17 protein-coding genes are annotated in these 23,458 nt (G+C 66.2%); 7 read left to right on the plus strand and 10 right to left on the minus strand.

Annotated elements, in window-relative coordinates; genetic code table 11:
- Nucleotides 1–2: 2 nt before the first annotated feature.
- Nucleotides 3–947, minus strand: a complete 945-nt coding sequence (locus M1B34_RS28760; protein WP_268266907.1) for an ankyrin repeat domain-containing protein — start codon at nt 945–947, stop codon at nt 3–5.
- A 205-nt stretch (nt 948–1,152) separates the two neighbouring features.
- Between M1B34_RS28760 and M1B34_RS28765 the strand changes: the two genes are divergently transcribed.
- Complete coding sequence (locus tag M1B34_RS28765) at nt 1,153–2,511, plus strand: MATE family efflux transporter (protein ID WP_123334377.1); 1,359 nt, start codon at nt 1,153–1,155, stop codon at nt 2,509–2,511.
- Here the strand turns inward: M1B34_RS28765 and M1B34_RS28770 are convergent.
- Entirely contained in the window at nt 2,459–2,812 is a 354-nt protein-coding gene (locus M1B34_RS28770; RefSeq protein WP_268263528.1) for a DUF2834 domain-containing protein, read from the minus strand. The genes M1B34_RS28765 and M1B34_RS28770 overlap by 53 nt on opposite strands.
- On the minus strand, nt 2,809–3,219 hold the full coding sequence (locus M1B34_RS28775) for a DUF6713 family protein (RefSeq protein ID WP_268266908.1): 411 nt from the start codon (nt 3,217–3,219) through the stop codon (nt 2,809–2,811). Before M1B34_RS28775 ends, M1B34_RS28770 begins: the two co-directional genes overlap by 4 nt.
- Before the next feature lie 109 nt (nt 3,220–3,328).
- Here M1B34_RS28775 and M1B34_RS28780 point away from each other — a divergent pair, with 109 nt between their 5' ends.
- Nucleotides 3,329–4,159, plus strand: a complete 831-nt coding sequence (locus M1B34_RS28780; protein WP_268266909.1) for a helix-turn-helix domain-containing protein — start codon at nt 3,329–3,331, stop codon at nt 4,157–4,159.
- An 18-nt stretch (nt 4,160–4,177) separates the two neighbouring features.
- On the opposite strand, the gene M1B34_RS28785 is transcribed toward M1B34_RS28780, so the two are convergent.
- A complete protein-coding gene (locus M1B34_RS28785; protein WP_268266910.1) occupies nt 4,178–8,305 on the minus strand; it encodes a bifunctional nitrate reductase/sulfite reductase flavoprotein subunit alpha in 4,128 nt (1,375 codons plus the stop codon).
- 687 nt (nt 8,306–8,992) lie between these two features.
- Here M1B34_RS28785 and nirB point away from each other — a divergent pair.
- From nirB to M1B34_RS28800, 3 genes are all read left to right on the plus strand, one after another.
- Complete coding sequence (nirB, locus tag M1B34_RS28790; protein WP_123331721.1) at nt 8,993–11,554, plus strand: nitrite reductase large subunit NirB; 2,562 nt, start codon at nt 8,993–8,995, stop codon at nt 11,552–11,554.
- Nucleotides 11,554–11,928, plus strand: coding sequence for a nitrite reductase small subunit NirD (gene nirD, locus M1B34_RS28795; protein WP_268263533.1), 375 nt, complete (start codon nt 11,554–11,556; stop codon nt 11,926–11,928). The genes nirB and nirD overlap by 1 nt, the downstream gene beginning before the upstream one ends.
- A gap of 128 nt (nt 11,929–12,056) precedes the next feature.
- The gene (locus M1B34_RS28800) at nt 12,057–13,676 is read left to right on the plus strand and encodes a methyl-accepting chemotaxis protein (RefSeq protein ID WP_268266911.1); all 1,620 of its coding nucleotides are present in this window, start codon (nt 12,057–12,059) and stop codon (nt 13,674–13,676) included.
- Here M1B34_RS28800 and M1B34_RS28805 read toward each other — a convergent pair.
- From M1B34_RS28805 to M1B34_RS28820, 4 genes are all read right to left on the minus strand, one after another.
- Nucleotides 13,673–14,053: a DUF2784 domain-containing protein gene (locus tag M1B34_RS28805; RefSeq protein WP_268266912.1), complete on the minus strand. Its 381-nt coding sequence runs from the start codon at nt 14,051–14,053 to the stop codon at nt 13,673–13,675. The genes M1B34_RS28800 and M1B34_RS28805 overlap by 4 nt on opposite strands.
- Nucleotides 14,054–14,129: 76 nt before the next feature.
- Nucleotides 14,130–15,875 carry an FAD-dependent oxidoreductase gene (locus tag M1B34_RS28810; protein ID WP_268266940.1) on the minus strand — a complete coding sequence of 582 codons (1,746 nt, stop codon included), beginning with the start codon at nt 15,873–15,875 and terminating at the stop codon, nt 14,130–14,132.
- 14 nt (nt 15,876–15,889) lie between these two features.
- A complete protein-coding gene (locus tag M1B34_RS28815) occupies nt 15,890–16,744 on the minus strand; it encodes an IclR family transcriptional regulator (RefSeq protein WP_268266913.1) in 855 nt (284 codons plus the stop codon).
- 121 nt (nt 16,745–16,865) lie between these two features.
- The gene (locus M1B34_RS28820; RefSeq protein ID WP_268266914.1) at nt 16,866–18,284 is read right to left on the minus strand and encodes a M20 family metallopeptidase; all 1,419 of its coding nucleotides are present in this window, start codon (nt 18,282–18,284) and stop codon (nt 16,866–16,868) included.
- 146 nt (nt 18,285–18,430) lie between these two features.
- Between M1B34_RS28820 and M1B34_RS28825 the strand changes: the two genes are divergently transcribed.
- Together M1B34_RS28825 and M1B34_RS28830 are read left to right on the plus strand one after the other, a co-directional pair.
- Nucleotides 18,431–19,336, plus strand: coding sequence for a LysR family transcriptional regulator (locus tag M1B34_RS28825; RefSeq protein ID WP_123331734.1), 906 nt, complete (start codon nt 18,431–18,433; stop codon nt 19,334–19,336).
- Between the two features lie 226 nt (nt 19,337–19,562).
- Nucleotides 19,563–20,858, plus strand: a complete 1,296-nt coding sequence (locus tag M1B34_RS28830; protein WP_123331736.1) for an MFS transporter — start codon at nt 19,563–19,565, stop codon at nt 20,856–20,858.
- Between the two features lie 45 nt (nt 20,859–20,903).
- Here the strand turns inward: M1B34_RS28830 and M1B34_RS28835 are convergent, their stop codons facing one another.
- Together M1B34_RS28835 and M1B34_RS28840 are read right to left on the minus strand one after the other, a co-directional pair.
- Complete coding sequence (locus M1B34_RS28835) at nt 20,904–21,992, minus strand: M14 family metallopeptidase (protein ID WP_268266915.1); 1,089 nt, start codon at nt 21,990–21,992, stop codon at nt 20,904–20,906.
- A gap of 122 nt (nt 21,993–22,114) precedes the next feature.
- Nucleotides 22,115–23,404 (minus strand): MFS transporter, encoded by a 1,290-nt coding sequence (locus M1B34_RS28840; protein ID WP_268266916.1) that lies wholly within the window; start codon nt 23,402–23,404, stop codon nt 22,115–22,117.
- Nucleotides 23,405–23,458: the final 54 nt, after the last annotated feature.

The following is a 23,458-nucleotide window of genomic DNA, read 5'->3' on the forward strand; positions in this document are numbered from 1 at the left end:
GGCTAGAGGATGCCCGATCGCCATGTTTCAGTGCCGGCCATGCGCCGTTTGACACTGTCGATGCGCCACGCTCCGGCGCTGCACTTGACCACGAACCGATGCTCATACTGCACGCCGCCCCGTTCCCGCGAATCGCGGATCAGCACCTCGCTGCGGGTGCCGGACAGGGGCTCGCAGCCCAGCAACAGGTCGCTGGGGGCATAAGTGGTGGGAACGCCATAACTCTGATGCTGATAGGCGCGCGGGCGCGGTGTGCAGTAGCGGGCGACGATCTGTTGCTGTTGCGCCCAGAAGTCCGGGGGCGTGTGATGCTCCGGGTCGGCGGCGCTCAGGGCATTGCCTTGGTGTTCCCAGGCGTGCATCGCCAGGGTGTAGGCGCGCACTACCTGCACCGGGTCGCTGGTGGCCTCGGCGGCGGTGTCGGGCCAGGCCAGGGTCGGCGGGCGTTCAGCTGCGGGCGGGGCGCCGGCGCCAGCCTGTTCCAGGCGCTGCATGATCGTCTCGTGGCCCTTGTCCCGAGCCAGGGCCCAGGCGTTCTGTTGCTTGAAGTCCAGCAAGCGGCCATCGGCCCCGGCCTGCAGCAGCTGCTCCAGCGCCTCGGCCTGACCGGCCTGGGCGGCGCACATCAGCGGCGTGCGCCTGAGTTCGGGGGAGGCCAGGTCAAGGTCGGCACCGCGCTCGATCAGCAACTGCACCAGGGCCACGTCACCCTCGTGCGCGGCCCAGGCCAGGGCGCTGTAGCCCAGGGCCTTGCACTGCCGGTCGATCTGCGCACCGCGATCCAGCAACGCCGTCACCAGCGCCGGGTGCCCGGCGAGGGTGGCGAACAGCAAGGCGCTGCGGCCCGTGCCTTTGTGGGTCCATTCGATATCCGCCCCGGCGTCCAGCAGACGCAGCAGGTCGGGGAGATTTCCGTTCTCGGCGGCTTTGGCCAGCAGGTGGGACAAGGTCGGTTCGCTCGTTCAGGTGAAAGAGGCAGGGGCGCTGTATCAGCGTTTGTGGCGGCCGATGGTACACGCCCGGCGCCAGGGATGACCACGCCGGCAGACGGGCCCAAGGCTCCGAGGATGTTCGCGCCCGTGCAGTCAAGGCCAGGCCGCATAGGCTAGAATCGCCGCCACGTTGCTCCCGCCACCCGAGATCATTGCCTCCATGTCCAGCTCCTCACAGCGTCCGCTCTGGCAGGTTTACCTGGTGTTCCTGCTGCCTATGGTGCTGTCCAATTTCCTGCAGTCGTTTTCCGGCAGCCTCAACGGCATCTACATCGGGCAGATGCTCGGCACCCAGGCGCTGGCGGCGGTGTCGGGGATGTTTCCCATTGTGTTTTTCTTTATCGCCCTGGTGATCGGGCTCGGTGCCGGCGCCTCGGTGTTGATCGGCCAGGCCTGGGGCGCCCGTGAAACCCGGACGGTCAAGGCGATTGCTGCCAGTACCCTGTTGCTCGGCGCGTTGATCGGCTTGCTCGCGGCGGTGCTCGGCAGCCTGTTTGCGCGCCAGGCCCTGCAAGGCCTGGGCACGCCCGCCGATGTGCTGGAAGACGCCGTGGGCTACGCCCGGGTAATGATGCTGATCATGCCGCTGCTGCTGGTGTTCGTGCTCTTTACCCAGTTGCTGCGCGGCGTCAGCGACACGGTGTCACCGCTGCTGGCGTTGCTGGTGTCGACGACGGTGGGGCTGATCCTGACCCCGGCGCTGATCCGCGGTTGGTGGGGCTTGCCGATGATGGGCATCCAGAGCGCGGCCCTGGCCGGGTTGGCCGGCAATATACTGGCCATGGGCTTTCTGGTGTGGCGCCTCAACTGGCGCAAGGATCACCCGCTGGCGCCGGACCGCGAGCTGTTCGCGGCGATGAAACTGGACCGGGACATCCTCGGCAAGGTGCTGCGCATCGGCTTGCCCACCGGGGTGCAGATGGTGGTGATTTCCCTGTCCGAACTGGTGATCCTGGCCCTGGTCAACCGCCATGGTTCCCAGGCCACCGCGGCCTATGGCGCGGTGACCCAGATCGTCAACTATGTACAGTTTCCGGCGTTGTCGATCGCCATCACCGCCTCGATCCTTGGCGCCCAGGCCATCGGCGCCGGACGCCTGGAGCGCATCACCCCGATCCTGCGCACCGGGCTGGTGATCAATGCCTGCCTGACCGGCTCCCTGGTGCTGCTGGGTTACCTGGTGTCCGGTCACTTGCTGGGGCTGTTTATCACCGACCCCACGGCCCTGATCCAAGCCCAGCACCTGTTGCACATCATGCTCTGGAGCCTGCTGGTGTTCGGTTTCCAGGCGGTGGTGGGCGGCATCATGCGCGCCAGCGGCACGGTGCTGATGCCGGTGGCGATTTCCATCTTCTGCATCATCGGCGTGCAAGTGCCGGCGGCCTATCTGCTGGATGCGCACTTCGGCCTGCAAGGGGTCTGGATGGCCTTTCCGGTGGCCTACCTGGCCATGTTGCTGTTGCAGGTCAGCTATTACCGGGGCGTTTGGCGGCACAAGCAGATCCAGCGTCTGATTTGAGGGGCTGGCGGCCATTGACCACCAGGTACAGCAGGGGGCCGATGGACACGAAGACCGCCGTCAGCACCAGGTAGGGCAGCACCGAACCCAGGGAGCGGCCCTTGGCCCGGGCATCGTGCAGCATCCAGCAACCGGCGAGGAACGCCATCAGGTACAGGTCGATCACCACTTGTGCCGTATCGGGGCGTGACAGCAGTTGCAAACCGAACTCCAGCAGCGACTGCTGCGCCGTGAGCAGGGTAAACAGGGTGTAGGCGCTGAAGGCCAGCAACGGGGCCAGGGCCAGGCGGGCAGTGTTCATTGTTCGATCCTTGCAGTGAGGGCGTGCAGTGGACGGCGCAGGGGCCACAGCTCCGTTAGCAGGTACAACAGGCCGGCGGCTGCGGCGCCGAAGATCAGCGCCTGGGACAGGGGCGAATCAAAGCTGTACAGCGGGTGTTCGCGCAGGTTGAAATGCAGCCCGCCGTGGACCACCGCGAACCCTGCCAGCAGCCGGTGAAAGCCTTGGCGGACGCGGCCATTGGCATGCCCGCCCAGCCACAGCAGGCCCATGCACAGCGGCACATGCAGGGCGATGAACAGGCCCTGGGCCAACCCCGCTTCAAGCTCGCGCAAGCCGTACAGCAGGCGCCATTCGGCCTGGGCCACGGCGTCCAGTTCATGACCGGCCAAGGCGCCCAGGCACAGTCGCCAGAGTATTTTTTTCACCGTTCAAACCCTGAGCTGGAGGAGTGCCCAGGCTAAGCGCCGGCCTTGCCTGCACTCAATGACCTCAGAGGTCATAGACAGCCACCCGTGGCCAATGCCAGAGTCGCCCATGCCTGAAATTTCTGCTGTACCTCATCCCCCAACCCCATCGGTGGGCGCGCAACTGCGGCGTTTGCGCCAGCGCGCACGCCTCAGCCAACTGGACTTGGCCCTGCAATCCGGGCTGTCCCAACGTCACCTGAGCTGTGTGGAAACCGGCCGCGCCAAGCCCAGCCCGGCGCTGTTGCATGCGCTGTTCAGCGCCCTCGACACGCCCCTGGAAGAACGCAACGCGGCCTTTCTGGCGGCCGGTTATGCGCCCCGTTACCCGGCGCTGCCCCTTACCGACCCGGGCATGGCGGCGGTGCGCGGTGCGTTGTTGCACGTGTTGCAGGCGCACAACCCGGCCCCGGCGATTGTCCTCGACAGCGCGTGGCAGGTGCTGGCGGCCAACAGCGGTGCGGCGGCCTTGTTCCAGCTGGTGGGGCTGCCGGCCGCGGCGGCCGAGGGCTTCAATCTGTTGCACACCTTGCTGGCCCCCGGCGGCTTTGGTGAACACCTGATCAATGCCGAGCAGATCCGCCAGGTCGCCTGGCAGCGGGCGACCCGGGAAGCCCCAGCGTGCCCGGCCCTGGCCCAGGTCCTTGGCGGCTTGCCGGTGCCGGCGGGGATCTCCAGCGACACCACCGAGCAGATGGCCAGCCCCTTGCTCCTGACCCGGGTGCGCAGCCCGGTTGGCGAGCTGGGGTTTCTTTCCACCTTCACCACCTTCGGCATGCCCCAGGACATCACCGTGGCGTCCTTGCGCATCGAGCACCTGATTCCCGCCGACCCCACCACCTGGCAGGCCATGACCACCGCCCATGAACGGCTGCTGGCCGAGGCGCCCGCGGACGCTTGAGCCCGCGTCGTTGCGCCCTCAGTAAACGTCCCGCAGGTAGCGCTTGTGTTCACTCAGGGTGCGCCAGTAGTCGGTGGCGTCTTCACTGCTCAAGCCACCGTGCTGCTGGGCCACTTGGCGCAGGGCCTGGTCCACGTCCCGGGCCATGCAACTGGCGTCGCCACAGATGTACAACTGGGCGCCGTCCTGCAGCCAGCGCCAGAGCTCGGCGCCCTGTTCGCGGATGCGGTCCTGGACATAAATCTTCTCTGCCTGATCGCGGGAGAACGCCAGGCTCAGTTCACTGAGCAAGCCATCGCGCTGCATGCCTTGCAGTTCGTCGCGGTAGTAAAAGTCGCTGGCAGCGTGCTGTTCACCGAAGAACAACCAGTTGCGCCCCCGGTCGCCCCGAGCCCGGCGTTCTTGCAGAAAGGCGCGGAACGGCGCAATGCCGGTGCCGGGCCCGATCATGATCATCGGGCGGTCGCCATCGGCGGGCACCCGGAAGTGCTTGGACGCTTGCAGGAAGACCGGCACGTCGCCATCGGCGGCGCGGTCGGCGAGGAAGGTCGAGGACACGCCCTTGCGTTGGCCATAACGCACGGCCGCCACGGTCAGATGCACCTGCTCGGGGTGCAGCTTGGCGCTGGAGGCGATGGAATACAGGCGCGGTTGCAGGCGCTTGAGGGCTTCCAGCCACTCGCTGGCGCTGCAGTCGATGGGGTGCTGTTGCAGCACATCGGCCAGTTGCTTGCCCCACAGCCATTGCTTGAGCGGCTGTTTGTCCGGGTTGTTCAGCAGCGCCCCCAGTTCCGGGTTACGGCTGTGTTGGGCGATAAAGCGCAGGGTGTCCGGGCTGGGCCGGGCGATCTCGTAGTGTTCGCCCAGGGCCTGGGCCAGGGGCATCTCGCCGTGGCGCTCCAGGGTCACCGGAGCCTGGGCATCCAGGCCGGTCAGGTGCAGCACTTCCTCCACCAGTTGCGGGCAGTTGCGCGGCCATACGCCGAGGGCATCGCCGGCTTCGTAGTGCAGGCCGGAGCCCGCCAGGTCAAGGGCGAAGAGGCGGGTTTCCTTGTTCGAGCCCGGGCCGTTGAGGGGCTGGTTGTGCAGCAGGCGCGCGGCGAAGGGCCGGGTTTTGCTCGGGGCTTCAAGGGGGCTGGCCTGGGTGCTGGCGGCTTCAACCTTGACCGCGGTTTTAACGTCGAGGCCAGCGCCAGGCATGGGCGTACTCAAGGCCTGTTGCAAGGCCAGCAGCCAGCCTTCGGCGGGGGCTTCGAATTCGGTGTCGCAGTCCACCCGGTCCAGCAGCCGCGTAGCGCCCAGGGCCTGCAAACGCTGGTCAAGCTGACGCCCGTGGCGGCAGAACTGGTCGTAGTTGGGGTCGCCCAGGGCCAGCACGGCAAAGCGCATGGACTCCAGGCGGGTCTCGGCGGTGTTGAGGCTGTCCCAGAAGCCCTGGCCATTGTCCGGTGGGTCGCCGTCGCCAAAGGTGCTGCTGATCAGGGCCAGGTTCTGAGTGCTGGCCAATCGGCTCGGCGGGAAATCGGCCATGGCGCTGACGTCCACGGCCAGGCCGTTGTCCCGCAGGCGCTTGGCAAAACGTTCGGCCAGGGCTTCGGCGTTGCCGGTCTGGGAGGCCCAGAGCAGGGTCAGGTGCGGGGCGTCATTGGCCGGCTCGGGCAGGGTTGCTGCGGCCGAGGTGGCAGGGGCCCCTTGGCTGTGGCTGAACAGCCCGCCCAGCAGGCCGTCCAGCCACAGTCGCGTGGTGCCGGCCAGGGGCGCGCTGGCAGGCAGGGTGGGCACACCGGCGCCGGGCTGGGCGGTGCTGGTGTGCAGGCCGCTGAGGAAGCCGGCGAGGTAGATGCGCTCGTTGTCATTCAAGCTGGGCGCCGCCACGGCGCGAATACCGGCGAGTTCGGCGAAGGCCTCGATGCGCGACATGCTGCGGTCCTCGGGTAACAAAGAAGAAGGGCTGGGCGCGCCACCGGCCTGGTCGAGAAAGTGGTGCTCGATCAGCGCCACTTTCTGCAGGGCCACCGCGCAGAATTTGAATTCCGGCTGCAGGGACACGGGGTCCACGGCGTCGTGGGTCACGGCGTTGATGGCCAACTGTTCGCCAAACACATCGTTCCAGTGGAACGGCGCAAAGCAGTTGCCGGCCAGCACACGGTCGCTGACCCGCGCCGGCAACACGGCGCGGCCGCGTCGGGAGCGAATTTCCACCGAGTCGCCGTCACTCAGGCCCAGGCGCGTGGCGTCCTGGGGGTGCAGTTCAACGAAGGGCCCGGGGTTGAGTTTGTTCAGGGTGGCGACCTTGCCGGTCTTGGTCAGGGTGTGCCACTGGTGTTGCAGGCGCCCGGTGTTGAGCACCATCGGAAAGTCGTCATCGGGCATCTCCGCCGGGTCCATGTGCGGGCGGGGGAAGAACAGCCCCTTGCCATGTTCGGTGGGGAACACGATCGCCGGGCGGCTGCCGTCGGCCGCCACCTTGAGGGTCTGGCTGAGGCCATCGTTGAGGTAGCGCATGGGGTTGCGGTTCGGCCCGTCGGCCTTGGCGCAGGGCCATTGCAGCGGGCTCTGGCGCAGGCGCTCGTAGCTGGCACCGCGCAGGTCGTAGCCGGTCTTGGGGTTCCAGGCGCGCTTGATCTCTTCGAACACCTCGGCACTGGAGGCGTAGCTGAAGGCCTCGGCAAAGCCCATCTCGCAGGCCACCCGGGCGATGATCTGCCAGTCCGGCAGGCTTTCTCCCGGGGGCTCCACAGCCTTCTGCATCAGGGTCAGGTTACGTTCGGAGTTGATCATCACCCCCTCGGCTTCGGCCCACAGTGCGCCGGGCAGGAGGATGTCGGCGTAGCGGTTGGTCTCGGTGTCGAGGAAGGCGTCCTGGGTAATCACCAACTCCGCTCGTTGCAGGCCCTCGATCACGGTCTGGCGATTGGGCACGCTGGCCACCGGGTTGGTGCAGATGATCCAGCACGCCTTGATTTGCCCGGCGGCCATGTCTTCGAACATCGCCACGGTGCCGCTGCCGCCGTCCCGGGGCAGGCTGTCGGCGGGGATTTGCCACAGGTCTTCGATAAAGGCGCGGTCGCTGTCCACCAGCGCCGAGCGTTGCCCGGGCAGGCCGGGGCCCATGTAGCCCATCTCGCGGCCGCCCATGGCGTTGGGTTGCCCGGTCAGGGAAAACGGCCCGCTGCCGGGGCGGCAGATGGCGCCGGTGGCCAGGTGCAGGTTGCACAGGGCGTTGGTATTCCAGGTGCCGTGGGTGCTCTGGTTCAGGCCCATGGTCCAGCAGCTCATCCACTCGGCGGCTTCGCCGATCTGCTGTGCGGCCAGGCGGATATCGGCTTCGGCCAGCCCGGTGATGGCGGCGACGCTGGCCGGATCGTAGTCGTCGAGAAACGCCGGCATGGCCTCCCAACCCTGGGTGAAGGCGGCGATAAAGGTCGGGTCGGTGTGGCCGTTTTTCAGCAACAGGTGCAGCAGGCCATTGAGCAGGGCCAGGTCGGTGCCGGGCTTGATTTGCAGGAACAGGCTGGCCTTGTCGGCGGTGGCGCTGCGCCGGGGGTCGACGACAATCAGCCTGGCCCCGGCCTTGACCCGATCCATCATCCGCAGGAACAGGATCGGGTGACAGTCGGCCATGTTCGCGCCGATCACGAAGAACAGCTCGGCGCGCTCGAAGTCCTCGTAGGAACCCGGCGGGCCGTCGGCGCCCAGGGACAGTTTGTAGCCGCTGCCGGCGCTGGCCATGCACAGCCGCGAGTTGGACTCGATGTGGGGCGTGCGGACAAACCCCTTGGCCAGTTTGTTGACCAGGTATTGGGCCTCCAGGGACATCTGCCCGGACACATAGAAGGCCAGGGCGCTGGGGCCGTGGGCGTCAAGGAGGGCCCGCAGGCGCTGGGCGGTTTCGCTGATGGCCTGGTCCATGCCCAGACGCGCCGGGTCGCGCTGGCGTTCCTGGCGCAGGTAGGCACTGTCCATCCGGCCGGATTCGGCGATGGCCTGGCCGCTGGTGTTGCCCTTGGTGCACAGGCGTCCGAAGTTGCTCGGGTGCTGGGGATCGCCGGCGACCTTGATCACCCGGTTCTGCTCCACCGTCATGACGATGCCGCAGCCCACGCCGCAATAAGGGCAGACGCTACGCACGCTGTTAGTTGCCATCCTCGTCCCTCGAAAAATCCTGCTCGCGGCTCAACCGCCGAAAACAAAAAAGGCGCCCTGTAGCCCTCCCTTGAAGATCCAGGGGGGTACACGGCGCCTTTGTCGTTGGTCGGCAGTCTGCGTTGATTGCCTATCGAGGGGTTCCTAGCAAAGCCCGCGCCAGAACCGTTGGCGGCGGCTCTGACTGGCCCTGGCGCCGCGCCGGCCGGGCTTTGCGTGGGCCAACGCCGGCATGGGCGAAGGCGTTCGGGGCAGGGGCGTCCTGCACTTTTATAAAGCGCCCGGGGGGCTGGCCTGCACCAAGCCAAGGCAATCGACAGCGGGTCAGGGAGGGGCGCGGCAGGGCCAGGTGACGGCTGGGATTTGCCCCCGGTGATTCGCTGCAGGCCACGTGATTCGTGCCTTTGAAGGGAGGTTTTGGGTGCGCGCCGAGGGGTGGTTGAGGCCGGCCTGGCACAAAGGCTGCAAGACCGGGAACAGGTCCACCCAGAACGCATTCGAGTGGACAGCCCCGTCGGTCAACGAAGATCGATCGACCCGAAGGTCTTGGGGCAGTAACGGTGGATCAGGCACAGAGGCCCGGTTGCACACCGCAAAAGAACAGGCAAAGGCGCCTGGAACCGCAAGGTTTCAGGCGCTTTTTTTTTGCTTTTTTAAACCGTGATTGGCTTTGACCGGGTGCTATTTATGAACGCCACTGTTGCCCCTTTGAACAAGTTGCAAACCCTGATCGTGATCGGTAACGGCATGGTCGGCCACCACTGCGTCGAACAACTGATCGAGCGTGGCGCCCTGGACCACTACCGGATCCACGTGTTCAGCGAAGAGCCGATGCGTGCCTACGACCGCGTGCACCTGTCCGAATATTTCACTGGCCGTGACGCCGAGTCCCTGGCCCTGGGCGAAGCTTCGTTGTACCAGCGCCCGGGTGTGACCCTGCACCTGGGGGTGCCGGTGCTGGAGATCGACCGCGTGCGGCATGAAGTGATCACCGCCGCCGGCTGCTTCAACTACCACAAGCTGGTGCTGGCCACCGGGTCCTATCCATTCGTGCCGCCGATCGAAGGCGCCGAGGGCGATTCGCGCCTGGTGTATCGCACCCTGGAAGACCTCGACGGCATTCGCAAAGCCGCCGCCAATGCCCGACGTGGCGTGGTGGTGGGCGGCGGCCTGCTGGGCCTGGAGGCGGCCAACGCCCTGAAGTCCCTGGGCCTGGAAGCCCACGTGGTGGAATTCGCCCCGCGCCTGATGCCGGTGCAGCTGGACGAGCAGGGCGGCCTGGCCCTCAAGGCGCAGATCGAACGCCTGGGCGTCGGCGTGCACCTGTCCCGTGGCACCCAGTCGATCTGCCCGGGTGAGGAGTACCGCTACCGGATGAATTTCGGCAACGACGAGTACCTGGAAACCGACCTGGTGCTGTTCTCCGCCGGCATCCGTCCGCAAGACGCCCTGGCTCGCCAGTGCGCCCTGGAACTGGGCCCGCGTGGTGGCGTGGCGGTGGACGACGCCTGTCTGACCAGCGACCCGGACATCTACGCCATCGGCGAATGCGCGGCCTGGAACGGCAGCATCTTCGGCCTGGTGGCCCCGGGTTACCAGATGGCCCGCGGCGTCGCCGCGAGCCTGTGCCGCCAGGACGCCGAACCCTTCCAGGGCGCGGACATGTCCACCAAACTCAAGCTTTTGGGGGTGGATGTAGGCTCCATCGGCGACGCCCACGGCAACACTCCGGGCTCGCGCAGCTACCAGTTCATCGACCAGACCAGCGCCAGTTACCGGCGCCTGGTGGTGGACGCCGAAGGCAAGCGCGTGCTCGGTGCGGTGCTGGTGGGCGACAACAGCTACTACGACACCCTGCTGCAATACATGCAGAACGGCATCACCCTGCCGGCCGACGCGGCGGGCCTGATCCTGCCCAGCTCCAGCGGCGCACCGACCCTGGGCCCGGGCGCCTTGCCGGATTCGGCCACGGTCTGCTCGTGCCACAACGTCACCAAGGGCGCCATCTGCTCGGCCATCGACGGCGGCTGCAGCGACCTCGGTCAACTCAAGTCGAGCACCAAGGCCTGCACCGGTTGCGGCGGTTGCGCAGCCTTGCTCAAGCAGGTGTTCGAGCATGAACTGATCGCCCGTGGTGTCAGCGTCGACAAGAGCCTGTGCGAGCACTTCGCCTACACCCGCCAGGAGCTTTATGCCCTGGTGCGGGTCGAGGGCGTGACCAGTTTCGACGAAATGCTGGCCAAGCACGGCCGTGGCCACACCGGCTGCGACATCTGCAAGCCGGCGGTGGGCTCGATCCTGGCCTCGTGCTGGAACCAGCCGATCATGGACGCGTCCCTGGTGCCGTTGCAGGACACCAACGACACCTTTATGGCCAACATGCAGAAGAATGGCACCTACTCGGTGGTGCCGCGCATCGCCGGGGGTGAAATCACCGCCGACAAGCTGATCGTGATCGGCCAGGTGGCGAAGAAATACGACCTCTACACCAAGATCACCGGCGGCCAGCGCATCGACTTGTTTGGTGCCCAACTGCATCAGTTGCCGGAGATCTGGGCCGAGCTGATTGCCGCCGGTTTCGAGACCGGCCACGCCTACGGCAAATCCACCCGTACGGTGAAGTCCTGCGTGGGTAGCACCTGGTGCCGCTATGGCGTGCAGGACAGCGTGGCCATGGCGCTGTTGATCGAGGACCGTTACAAGGGCCTGCGCTCGCCGCACAAACTCAAGTTCGCGGTTTCCGGCTGCACCCGTGAGTGCGCCGAGGCGCAAAGCAAGGACGTCGGGGTGATCGCCACCGAAAAGGGCTGGAACCTCTACATCAGCGGCAACGGTGGCATGCGCCCGCGCCACGCCGAGCTGTTCGCCACGGACCTGGATGATGCCACCCTGATCCGCTACATCGACCGCTTCCTGATGTTCTACATCCGCACCGCCGACAAGCTGCAGCGCACCTCGGTGTGGCGTGAAAGCCTGGAGGGCGGCCTGGATTACCTCAAGGCGGTGATCATTGACGACAGCCTGGGCCTGGGGGCCGAGCTGGAAGCGCAGATGCAACTGGTGGTCAACCGCTACGAATGCGAGTGGGCCAACGCCCTCAAGGACCCGGAAAAACTCAAGCGCTTCCGGACCTTCGTCAACGATCAACGCCCCGACCCGGACATTCATTTTGTCCAGGAGCGCGGCCAACGGCGTCCGGTGATGGCCGCTGAACTCAACCTGATTCCCGTCGTCGAGGAGGTGCTCTGATGAGCCAGTCCAATAGCCAACGCGTCAATTCCATCCAGCCGCAGCACTGGCAGCGCCTGTGCGGCCAGCAGGACCTGGTCAGCAACTCCGGGGTGGTGGCCTGGTTCGAGGGCGCCCAGGTGGCGCTGTTCTACCTGCCGGACGCCGAGGGCCAGCAGCTCTTTGGCCTGGACAACCACGACCCGCAGTCGGGGGCCAACGTGATTGGCCGCGGGCTGCTGGGGTCGATCAAGGGTGAGTTGGTGATCGCCTCGCCCCTGTACAAGCAGCACTTCTGCCTGGCCGACGGGCGTTGCCTGGAAGACCCGGAGCAACGCCTGCGGGTCTGGCCGGTGCGCCTGAATGGCCAGGACGTGGAAATCGCCGCCGCCTAAGGCCGGCGTTTTTAACTTCCCCGGGCGCTGTGCGGTGGTGCAGCGCCCGAGGGAATTGGTAGAGATCTTGCTGTAGAGAATTTCAAATGCGTGGCCTGTAGGCCGGTATTGATCAGGGAGCATTTGAAATGGCCACATTGACGACCGCACAACGTATCGCCCTGGGTTTTGCCATCGCCCCGGTGGCGTTGCTGGGCATGGGCCTGTATGCCGTGCATGACCTGGCCACCCTCAAGGACCAGGCCGCCCAGATCGTCCAGCAGGACTGGCCGAAAATCGACCCGATCATGGTGATTGCCACCGGGGTCCGGGACAACGGGCGCAACACCCGCGACCTGCTGATCGACAAGGACAACCCCCAGGTCCCGCCGGCCATCGAGGCCACCAAACAACGCATCACCCAAGCCTTTGCCACCCTGGAACCGCTGTTCGATTCCACCGAGGGCAAGGCCGCCTACGCCCAGTTGAAGCAGCATCGCGAGGCCTATGTCGCGGCCTTTATGCAGGTCCAGGGGCTGATCCGCCAGGGCGCCACCGAAGCGGCCATGGCCCAGCTCAAGCAGCAAGTGATGCCCGCCGAACAGCGGGTCTACCAGAGCCTGGACGCGATGATGGCGTTGCAGGGACGGATTTTCAGCGAACGCGAACAAGCCGCCGACGCCCTGTATCGGGACGCGCGCCTCAATATGGTGCTGCTGTTTGTGCTGTGCGTGGGCGCGGTGGTGGCTGCCGGGGTGGCGGTCACCCGTAGCGTGACGCGACCCCTGGGCGGTGAGCCCGATGCCGCTGCCCAGGTCTTGAGCCAGATTGCCCAGGGCGACCTGACCATCGACGTGCCTGTCGCCGCCCGCGACACCGCCAGCCTGATGCGCTCCATGCAGCAGATGCAGGGCAGCCTCAATGGCATGGTCAAGCACATTGCCGCGTCCGTGGACCGGGTGGCCAGTTCATCCGAGGAACTCAGCGCGGTCAGCAGCCAGACCAGCTTGCAATTGCAACAGCAGGGCCTGGAGATCGAGCAGGCGGCGGCAGCAGTGAATCAGATGACCGCTGCCGTGGATGAAGTGGCGCGCAACGCTGTGAGCACCAGCGAAGCCTCCCGGGCCTCGGAGCAAAGTGCCCAGCGCGGCCGTTCCCAGGTGCAGGAAACCGTGGCCTCCATCAATGCCCTGGCCGAAGGGGTGAACGACACCGCCGGGCATATCCAGCAATTGGCCGGGCGGGTGCAGGACATCAGTTCGGTGCTGGACGTGATCCGCAGCATCGCCGAGCAGACCAACCTGCTGGCCCTTAACGCGGCCATCGAAGCGGCCCGGGCCGGGGACGCCGGGCGCGGCTTTGCTGTGGTCGCCGACGAGGTGCGGGCCCTGGCCCATCGCACCCAAGTATCGACCCAGGAGATCGAGCAGATGATCGGCAATATCCGCCAGGACAGCGGCCAGGCGGTGAACGCCATGCAAGGCAGCAGCGAGCGAGTACTGAGCACCCTGGAGGTGGCGCGGCGCGCGGGCGATGCCCTGGAGGACATCACCCGCTCCATTTCCCAGATCAACGAACGCAACCTGATGATCGCCAGTGCCACCGAGCAACAGGCCCTGGTGGCGCGGGAGGTGGATCGCAATCTGGTGGGCATTCGCACCTTGTCCGAGCAGGTGCTGCAAGGGGCGCAACACACCGACAGCGCCGGCCACGAGCTGGCGCAGATGGCCGGCGAACTGCATCAGACCGTGGCGCGCTTCAAGGTCTAGCCCTTGGCGTTGCGGCGCTGTTTCCAGCCCCGTACCAGGCGCAGGTAGACCAGCAGGTTGAGGCCCAGCACCAGGGCCCCCAGCCACAGCTGGATGCCGGGCGTCAGGCCGGCGGGGTAGATCACCGGGATTAGGTAATGCTCGATAAAACCGGCGCCATAACCCTCTTGTCCGGCGGCGTGGCGCAGCAGGTTTTCCCAGCGGGTCAGAGGGCATTCCAGGTGGAACACTTCCACCGCCACGCCCCAGGTGGCGGCCGGCAGGTGCAGGCTGATCAGCCACGGCCAGCGCAACAGCAGCAAGCCGCCGAACAGCACAAAGAGAATGAACGACAGGTGAAACAGCACCAGGGCGTCGGCGGCGAATCGGTAAAGCATGGAGAGTCCTTTCACGGGGCATTTTCGCCGCGACTATACAGCCCCGCGTCGCTTCCGACAGGGGCTGCCCCGAGGTTTATTTTTCCATGATTGGCTGCGGGCTCTGCGCACGCTGGGCGGCGTCCGTCACCCCGGCGGCGTGGCGCCCGGCGATGTAGCCGAAGGTCATGGCCGGGCCCAGGTTGATGCCTCCGGAGGGGTAGAAGCCGCCCATCACGCTGGCCATGTCGGTGCCCACCGCATACAGCCCGGCAATCGGTTGTTGCGCCACGTCCAGCACCTGGGCCTGGCCGTTGGTCTTGAGCCCGGCGAAGGTGCCGAAGCTGCCGGGCAGCACCTTCACCGCGTAGAACGGGCCGTGCTCGATGGGCGCCACGCAGGGGTTGCTGCCTGTGCTCATCGGGTCGCCCTGCTTGCGGTTGTAGGGTGTCGAGCCGCGGCCGAACTCCGGGTCTGTGCCCTGGCGGGCGTGTTCGTTGTAACGGTTTACAGTGGCGGCCAGGCCTTGCGGGTCGATGCCGCAGCGCTGTGCCAGTTCCTCGATGCTGCGGCCCCGCTGCAGGTAGCCGCTGCGCAGCAACGCCCCCACCGGCAGCGGGAACGGCCGCGAATAACCCAGGCCATAGCGCCGCTGGAAGCGGTGGTCGCAGATCATCCAGGACGCCACTTCCTGGCCTTCGGGTACGGCGGCAACCATGGCTGCGGTGTAGTCGTAGTAGCCGTCGGCTTCATTGACGAAACGCTTGCCGTCGGCCAGCACGCCGATCAGCCCGGGCTTGGCGCGGTCGATGATGTGCGGGAAGTGGCCGACGCTGCCGTCGGCGTGGGGCACCCGCGACACCGGGGCCCAGGCGGCGGGGGAGGCCAGGTCGGTGGCGAGCACGCCGCCGGCCGATTCGCCCAGGCGAATGCCGTCGCCCGAGCAACTCTGGGGCGGCAAGGCCAGGTGTTCCCGGCCGGTGGGCGTACGCGGAAACAGCGCCTGGCGCCGTGGGATGTCATGGGGGAAGCCGCCGGCAGCGAGCACCACCCCGCGCCGCGCACGAATCTCCAGGGGGCCCTGGGCGGTGTCGACCACCGCGCCGTGCACGCCCTCGGCGTCTTGCAGCAGGCGTTTGGCCGGTGCCGAGGTCATCAGCGTCACCCCCAGGTCTTCGGCCGACTTGGCCAGGCGCGCCACCAGGGCCACGCCGTTCACCAGATGCATGGCCCGGCCGTGCAACGCCAGGTCGCGCAGGTGGAGCACGAAGCGCTTGCTCACGTGGAGCAGGGATTTCAGCGAGCGGGTCAGGGTCAGGAAGGCTGCCAGGTCGGCGCCGGCCATGATCGGCATGCCCAGGAACGAGGTTTCCCGCAGGGTCTTGCGCAGGCGCTTGAGCAACGGGCCCAGGGCCCGGGCATCGTAGGGCGCGGCAATCAATTGATGGCCCTGGGTGGCGGCTCCGGGCACCTGGCCGTGGATGTCCGGAATGGCGTTGCCGTCGACGAATTGCAGGGCCGTGTGTTGCTCGAAAAAACGCACCATGGGCGGGCCGTTGTCGAGGAAGGCGTCGATCCGCTCGGGGTCATAACGCTCGCCCAATTCATGCTTGAGGTAGGTGCGCGGCTGCTGCGGGTCTTCGTCAATCCCGGCGCGCTTCGCCAAGGGGTTGCCGGGCACCCACATCCAGCCGCCGGACCAGGCGCTGGCGCCGCCGAACACCGGGTCTTTTTCCACCACCACGACCTTCAGGCCGTGCCAGGCGGCGGTGACGGCGGCGGCCAGGCCCGAGGCGCCGGAGCCGATGACCAGCAGGTCGCATTCCAGGGGGGCGAGGGGTATTTCAGGGGTTGAGGTCACGATACAAGGCCTTCACGAACGGATTGGGCAGTCAGCTCCGGGCTCATCAGCGCCGGGGAACCGGGGATCAATGTCTGGACTTCCGCCGCAGCGGCCAGCAGCAGGGGCGCGACCTCGTGCAGCTTGGCTTCGCTGAAACGGAACACCGGGCCGGCGATGCTGATCACGCCGATCGGCTGGTGGCTCACCGGGTGCCGCAGGGCCACGGCAATGGCCGCCATCCAGTCGCTGAAGGTTTGCACCGCGACGGCATAACCGCGTTGGCGCGTGGCCGCCAGTTGGGCCAGCAATTGCTCCGGGGTTTGTGGCGCGTGGGGGCCGAACTCGGCCACGCTGCCGTAACCCTGGTGCTCAACCCGCGCCAGTGCCTGCTCATCATCGAGGCACGCCAGCCAGGCAAAACCGGTGGCCGAGCAGGACAGCCGGGCCTCCATGCCCATGTCCGGGTCGTAGCGCAAACCGTTGCGCGCACCTTGGGCGCGGGCCACCCAGGTCAGTTGCCGAGGGTCGGCCACCGCCAGGCGCACCAGTTCACCGGCCTGCGCCGCGAGACGATTGAGCACCGGTTGCACGGCGTCCACCAGGCCGCTGGCGCACAGTTGCCGGAAGGCCAGGACTTGCAGTTTGGAGGTGAGCACGTAGGTGCCCCGTTCCTGCTCCTGGCGCACGTAGGCGTGTTCGCCGAGTGCCGTCAGCAGGCGGTGAGTGGCGCTGCGCGGGATGCGCAGTTGGTCGGACACGGCGCTGAGGGTCAGGCCCTCGGCGCTGCCGGCCAGCAGTTCGAGAATCGCCAGGCCCCGGTCCAGGACCCCGGAAAAGCCGGCTTCGGTGGTGCTTGCAGCGCTTGCCATCGATCACTCCAAGGCCGCACTGCAGTCAGTGCGGCATAAGTGGAATTGAATTCCAGTTTTGTTGGAAAACTATTCCACAGCGTCCCTTGGCGTGTCAAATCCCTGGATTCACGGGGGGCTTTCAGCCGGCGGCGCGTGATTCGCGTAGCAGGCCCACGGCCGATTCCCCCAGGTCCCAGAACAACCCGGCCATGATTTGCAGGCCTTCTTTCACCACCGGCGCCAGCAGGTGTTCATTGGGCGCGTGCTGGGAGCAGGCGGCGTAGGAGTGGGGCACCCACAGGGTCGGCAGGCCCAGCACGTCGACAAAAATGTCGTTGGGCAGGGAGCCGCCGAGGTTGGGCAGCAAGGCCGGAGTCTTGCCGGTGGTGCTCTGCAGAGAATGCAAGGCCCAGTGGACCCAGGGGTTGTCCGGGTCCAGGCGCGAGGCATTGAGCACGCCGCCCGGGCTCTGGCTGACCTCGACCTGGCTGAAGCCCTGGGCGTCGAGGTGACGGCGGATGGCTGGGACAAACTCGCGGAAATCGCTGCCAGCGACAAAGCGCACCTGGCAATGGGCACTGGCATGGCCGGGGATGGCGTTGACCGGTGCGTCGGGGTTGCCGGTCTTGAACGCCAGGACTTCGAAGGTGTTCCAGCCGAACACCCGCTCGGCCGGGCTCAGCCCGGGTTCGCCCCAGCTCGGGTCGATGGTCGGGTCGTTGGGGCTGCTGGGGGTCAGTTGCAGGGGGGCGATGGCGCGTTTAACCGAGTCCGGCAGGCTCGCCGGCTTGAGCCCCGGGACCTGCACTTGGCCGTCCTGGTTGACCAGGCTGGCAATGGCGTTGGCCAGGACGATCCCCGGGTTGCGCAGCAGGCCGCCCCAGTTGCCGGAGTGGTGCGCGCCGTCACGCAGATTGACCTTGAGGTCGATGTTCACCGCGCCCCGGGAACCGAGGAAAATCGTCGGCTGCAAGGCGCTCAGGCGAGGGCCGTCGGAGGCGATGAACAGGTCGGCGGCCAGTTGTTGCGGGTGGGTTGCACAGAACTCACGCAGGCCTGGCGAACCGGCTTCCTCGCCCATTTCCAGCAGCAGCTTGACGTTGAACCCCAGGCGTCCCTCGCGGGCCTCGATCACCTGGGCCAGGGCGCTGAGGTTGATCAGGTGCTGGCCCTTGTTATCGGCGCTGCCACGGCCATACCAGCGTTCGCCTTCCACCACCACTTGCCAGGGTGACAGGCCTTCGCGCCATTGCGCGTCGTAGCCGCGCACCACATCGCCGTGGCCGTACATCAACAGGGTGGGCAGGTCGACAGCCTCGATGCGCTCGGCCACCAGCAGCGGGCCGTGCTCGGGTTCCGGGTTGGGGTACAGGGTGCTGGCAAACCCCAGGGGCTCGATCAGCGGCACGATAAAGTCTTCCAGGTAGGCGCGCAGTTCGGGCAGGCGCGTCGGCTCCTGGCTTTCGGTGCGGTGGGCAACGCTGCGTTCGAGGGTCGCGAGAAACTCGCCGCTGGCAAACATCCGGGTCACCGCGGCAATGGCAGCTGATCGACTCATAGGGCCGGTTCCTTCAATGCAAGAGGCCGGCGCCCAGTGCGCCCTAGCCAAGGATTGAGCAGGACTCTAGACTCGGCCGTTAGCTGCAACAATCACAATGTTTAGAATGAAGTGTTGCTATTAAAGCAACGCCGGAGGCGCTACCCATGCAATTCAACAGCATGCAATCCATTGCCCTGCGTTACTTTTTCGAGGTGGTGCGCTGCGGCTCGGTCAATGAAGCCTCGGTCAAGCTCAACGTCGCGGCCTCGGCGGTCAGCCGGCAGATCGCCAAGCTCGAATACGAACTCGACACCCCGTTGTTCGAGCGCCGTTCCCGGGGCATGTTGCCGACGGCGGCGGGGGAGCGCCTGGCCAGCCACGTGCGCAAGGCGCAGATGGAAACCGGGCAACTGGTCGAGGAATTGCGGGAGTTGCACGGGCTGCGCCGGGGCAATATCCGTCTGGCCTGTTCCCAGGGGTTTGCCATTGATTTTCTGCCGGACGCCATTGCCGAGTTCCGCAAGACCTACGACGGCATTCTGTTTTCCCTGGAGGTGGTCGGGCCAGAGGAAGTGACCCGTCGGGTACGTGAAGGCCAGGCCGACCTGGGCCTGACCTACAGCCTGTCGCCGGAGCGCGAGATCAACGTCGAGTGCGTGGCCCCGGGCGGCATCATGGCCATGCTGCCGGTGGAGCACCCGCTGGCCTTGCGCGACAGCATCGCCCTGGCCGAGCTGCAGCCCTACCCCATGGCCATGCAGACTCCGGACACCACCGCCCGGCGGCTGTTCGACATTTGCTGCGGGGTCCAGGGCCTGGAGTTCAACCTGGTGCTGGAGAGCAATTCCTTTGCCGCGTTGTACCGCTTCGTCGCCCAGGGCGGCGGGGTCAGCCTGGCCAACCCGATCAGCAGCACCACCTACCAGCGCAGCCGGCGGATTGTCTCCATTCCCTTCTCCGACGAGACCTTGCAGGCCCGGCGCATCGAGCTGCAGAGCATGGCCGGACGCGAGTTGCCCCAGGCGGTGGCGGTGTTTCGCGATCACCTGGTGGCGCTGCTGCAGCCTTGAGAAGAGGGGTTAGAGCGTTCACAAAATGCGAACGGTTGATTGCCAATAAAATTATTTTAAGCACGCTGGGGCTGTGCCTACAATCGCCCCGACATCGGCTTTCCCTGATCAGGTCCGGCTCGAACCTCGCTGTCAGTTGTTCACAACAAGAAATCCAACGCGTCGAAAAACACTGATTGCTGCACTCGTTTCCTGCCATAACAAACCTTATAAAGGCGGACCTCTCATGCACAGCACAACCGATTCCGTGGCCCTCGAGGGGCATGCCCGAGCCAAGCCAAAATCCATTTGGGGCACGGCTTGCGCGGCCTTGGTCGGCAATACCCTGGAATGGTACGACATGGCGTTGTACGCCTATTTTGCGTTCGTCATTTCCAAGCTGTTTTTCCCCACGGACAGTGAAAGCCTGTCGCTGATGATCACCTTCGGCACCTTTGGCGTGTCGTTTCTGATCCGGCCACTGGGGGCCATGGTGCTGGGCGCCTACGCCGATCGCGCCGGGCGCAAGAAGTCCATGAGTCTGTCCATCACCTTGATGCTGATCGGCACCCTGATCATCGCGGTGATCCCGACCTATGCCAGCATCGGCATCCTGGCGCCCATCGGGATCTTCCTGGCGCGGTTGCTCCAGGGCTTTTCCGCCGGTGGCGAATTCGGCAGTTCTACGGCCTACCTGATCGAACACGCATCGCCCCGCAGTCGTGGTTTTATCGCCAGCCTGCAGTTCGCCAGCCAAGGCCTGGGTACGGTGCTGGCGTCCCTGGCCGGTTATTTCACCACCGTCAACCTGAGCCCTGAAGAGATGATGGACTGGGGCTGGCGAGTGCCGTTCTTCCTCGGTCTGTTGATCGGGCCGGTGGGCATGTACATCCGCAAGCATTGCGACGAGTCGCCTGTGTTCGATGCCGCCGAGTCGAGCAAGGCGCCGGTGCGCACGCTGTTCGCCGGGCAGAAGCTGCTGTTGCTGATCGCCATGGGGGCGCTGGTGGTGTCCACCGCGTCCAACTACCTGATCCAGTACATGCCGTCCTACGCCGCCAAGGACTTGGGCCTGCCCCAGTCTTCCGGGTTTATGGCGACCCTGATCGGCGGGTTGATCCTGACCTTTGTCACGCCCTTTGTCGGCATGCTTTCAGACCGCATCGGGCGCATCCGCATCATGCTGTTCTCGGCGCTGTTCTACCTGTGCGTGGCGTACCCGGCATTTCTCTGGCTCAACGCCGAGCCGACCTTGCTCTCGCTGATGCTGGTGGTGAGCCTGATGGCCCTGATCAAAGCGGTGTACTTCGCGCCGCTGCCGGCCCTGATGTCGGAGATCTTCCCGGTGCAGACCCGTGCCACCGGCATGTCCCTGAGCTACAACCTGGGCGTGACCTTCTTCGGCGGCTTCGCGCCCTTTATCGCCGCCTCGCTGATTGCCGTCACCGGCAGCAAGGCAGCCCCCGCCTATTACCTGATGTTTGCCGCGATCCTCAGCATCTGTGCGCTGCTCGGCGCGCAACTGAAGCTCAAACTGAAGTGACCTTCTGCGGTGTCCCGGGGCCTGCCAGCCCCGGGGCGCCGCGTTTTATTGCGGATCGTTCTGCAACCCCGCCACCGTCTCCCAGCACAGCGCCCGCGCCTGCTCCAGCACCTGCTGTTTCCATTGCGGGGTGTCCACGTAGAAGGCATTGCGCAGCTGCCGCTTGATCTGCTCATACAGCCGTTGAGGCGCCTGGGGATTGTTCTGCAGCCACTGTTCGGCGCGCAGGGCGTCAAGCACTTGCCACCCCGAGCGGGTGCCGTACTCCAGGGTTAGGCCGTTGTATTGGGCTTGGGGGCATTCTTCCATCACCGCCAGGTCCAGGGTGCCCTCCAACTGGGCCGAGGCGGAGCTGCCATCGAAACTGTTGGTCACCTTTGGCCCCCACCACGCCTGTGCCCGGGCCAGGTCCTCGGGGTGGGCACGGCCTTTGTAGATGCGCTCGCCCACGCCCGTGGGGCCCAGGCCGGTGTGGATGTCGATCCAGGCGATGCGTCGGCATTGCTGGGCGTGCTGGCGCAGCAGGGCGCGGATCTGCTGGTTGCTCCAGGTGGGTGCCAGGCCACTGAAAAACAGGCCGTCGGGGTGGCTGTGCTGGCCCCGGGAGATGGCCGCCTGCAAGGCCTTGGGCCCGAGGCGTGCGGTGTGCAGGAGCAGGCGTGCGCCGCTGGCCACACTGGCCGGCCAGTGTCGAGGCAGCAGGCAATCGGCGATGGCGCGGTAGCCGGGGTTGTCCGCCAGGGGCTGGCTGAAGTCGAGGAAGTTGCGGTTCAGGTCGACGTTTTCGTGGGTCACCCGGCGCAGCCAGGAAAAGCCATAGGGGTTCAGCGCATGCAGGTAGATCACCGCCAGGTCGGGCTGGCGGGTGAGTTCGATCCAGCGCTCGTTGTGCAGCAGGTCGATCTGCACCGCCGAGCCGCAAAAGCCTTCGACGCCGTGGCAGCCGCTGCTGATCAGCAGCAGGTTGCGGGCGTTGGCCGGGCCCGTACGGTACAGATCGATGGCCAGGGTTTCCTGATCGCGGCCCTTGAGCGGGTGCACATAGGACTGCACCAAGGACCCGCGTCGGGCGCAGGCGTCGAGGAATTTGTGGCGGGCTTCAGCGTAGGTGGCGGAAAAACAGGCGAGGGTCATGGAAGCTTCCTGGGTGTATCGAGGGTGAGCAATCCACGGCGAGGCCCGGCGCCCTGGAGTGGGGCCGCTGCGGATCATCATCAAGGGAATGGCGCGCCCTGGCCTGGCGCGCCGGGCTGGCGCTACACGGGCCGGGCGGTGTCGGCCAGGGGCGCGGGCGCGAGGTCCAGCAGGCGCTGGCGAGTGGCTTGGGGGGTGATTACCCACAGCCCCAGCAGGGCACAGACCAGGGTGGCCAAGCCGATGCCGTTGAGGGCGGTTTCAAAACCCCGGGCGATGTCATGGTCGAACAGGGTCACCAGGCGCCCCACCAGCCAGGGCGCGAGCATGCCGGAGAAGGTCATGCTGCCGACGTGGATGGCCAGCATGGCGCCGCGCTGGATCGACGGCGAAATATGGGACGTGATGGTCATGCCAAAGGCGAACACCCCGTTGAGCAGCACCGCGCCGCTGACAAACAGCGTCAACTTCAGCCACAGCTCGTCGTGCAGGGCGCCCAGGGCGCAGAACGCCAGGCCGCCGAAGATGCAGCAGAGCATCGGCGGCAGCACCAGGCTGCGCTGCTCGCCCAGGCCGCGTCGGAGCATGCGTTGGGAGAGTGCCGAGACCAGCACGTTGAGGACGATGATGCCCAGGGTGGCGGTGAACATCACGTAGCCGGTCTGCATCGGGCTCAGCCCCAGGCCTTTTTGCATGTACACCGCCGACCAGCTGAAGGACAGGGCGTTGGGCAGGTAGGCCAGGAAGCACATCAGCGAGATCCAGACAAAGGTGCGGTTGAGCAGCAGGTGACGATAGGGAATGCGCGCCTCCTGCGGCGCCGGGCCTTGCTCTTCCTGGTGCTGGCCTTCGGCACCGAACAGCAGCCACAGCAGTGCCCAGCCCAGGCTCAGGATCGCCAGGGCCAGGTAGGCGCTGCGCCAGCCGAAGTGGCTGATGGCGTAGGGCAGGGCCAGGGCGCCGAGCAGGCCACCAAGCATGATCGAGACCTGGATCAGCGAGGCCGGCAGCACCTGCTCGCGAATCCCATACCACTTGAAGGCGGCGTGCTGGGTCACCGCTGTGCCCGGGCCGCAGCCGGCCCCCAGCAACAGGCGGCTGGCGGTCAGGGCGCCGAGGCTGCCGGCCACGGTCACCAGCAGTTGGGCGCTGGTCCAGACCAGGGCCATGACGCTGAGAATCCAGCGGGTGGGGAAGCGATTGGCGAGAAAGCCCACGGCGATCCCGGAGATCGAGTAGAGGAAGAAAAACGCGCTGCCGACGAAGCCGAACTGCTCCGGGGTCAGTTGCAGCTCTTCGATGATCTGCACCCCGGCGAAGGCGAAGATGGTCTTGTCCAGCACGCTGATGACCATCACCGCCATCAGCAGGGCCATGATCAGGGCGCGGGGTTTTGTGGCGGGTGTCGACATGGCGGGTCTCTGTCCTTGGCGTGTTGTTATTCAGGGCTGGGCTGTTCGGCAGTG

The sequence above is a fragment of the Pseudomonas morbosilactucae genome (assembly GCF_023241715.1).
In the GTDB taxonomy this organism is placed as follows: domain Bacteria; phylum Pseudomonadota; class Gammaproteobacteria; order Pseudomonadales; family Pseudomonadaceae; genus Aquipseudomonas; species Aquipseudomonas morbosilactucae.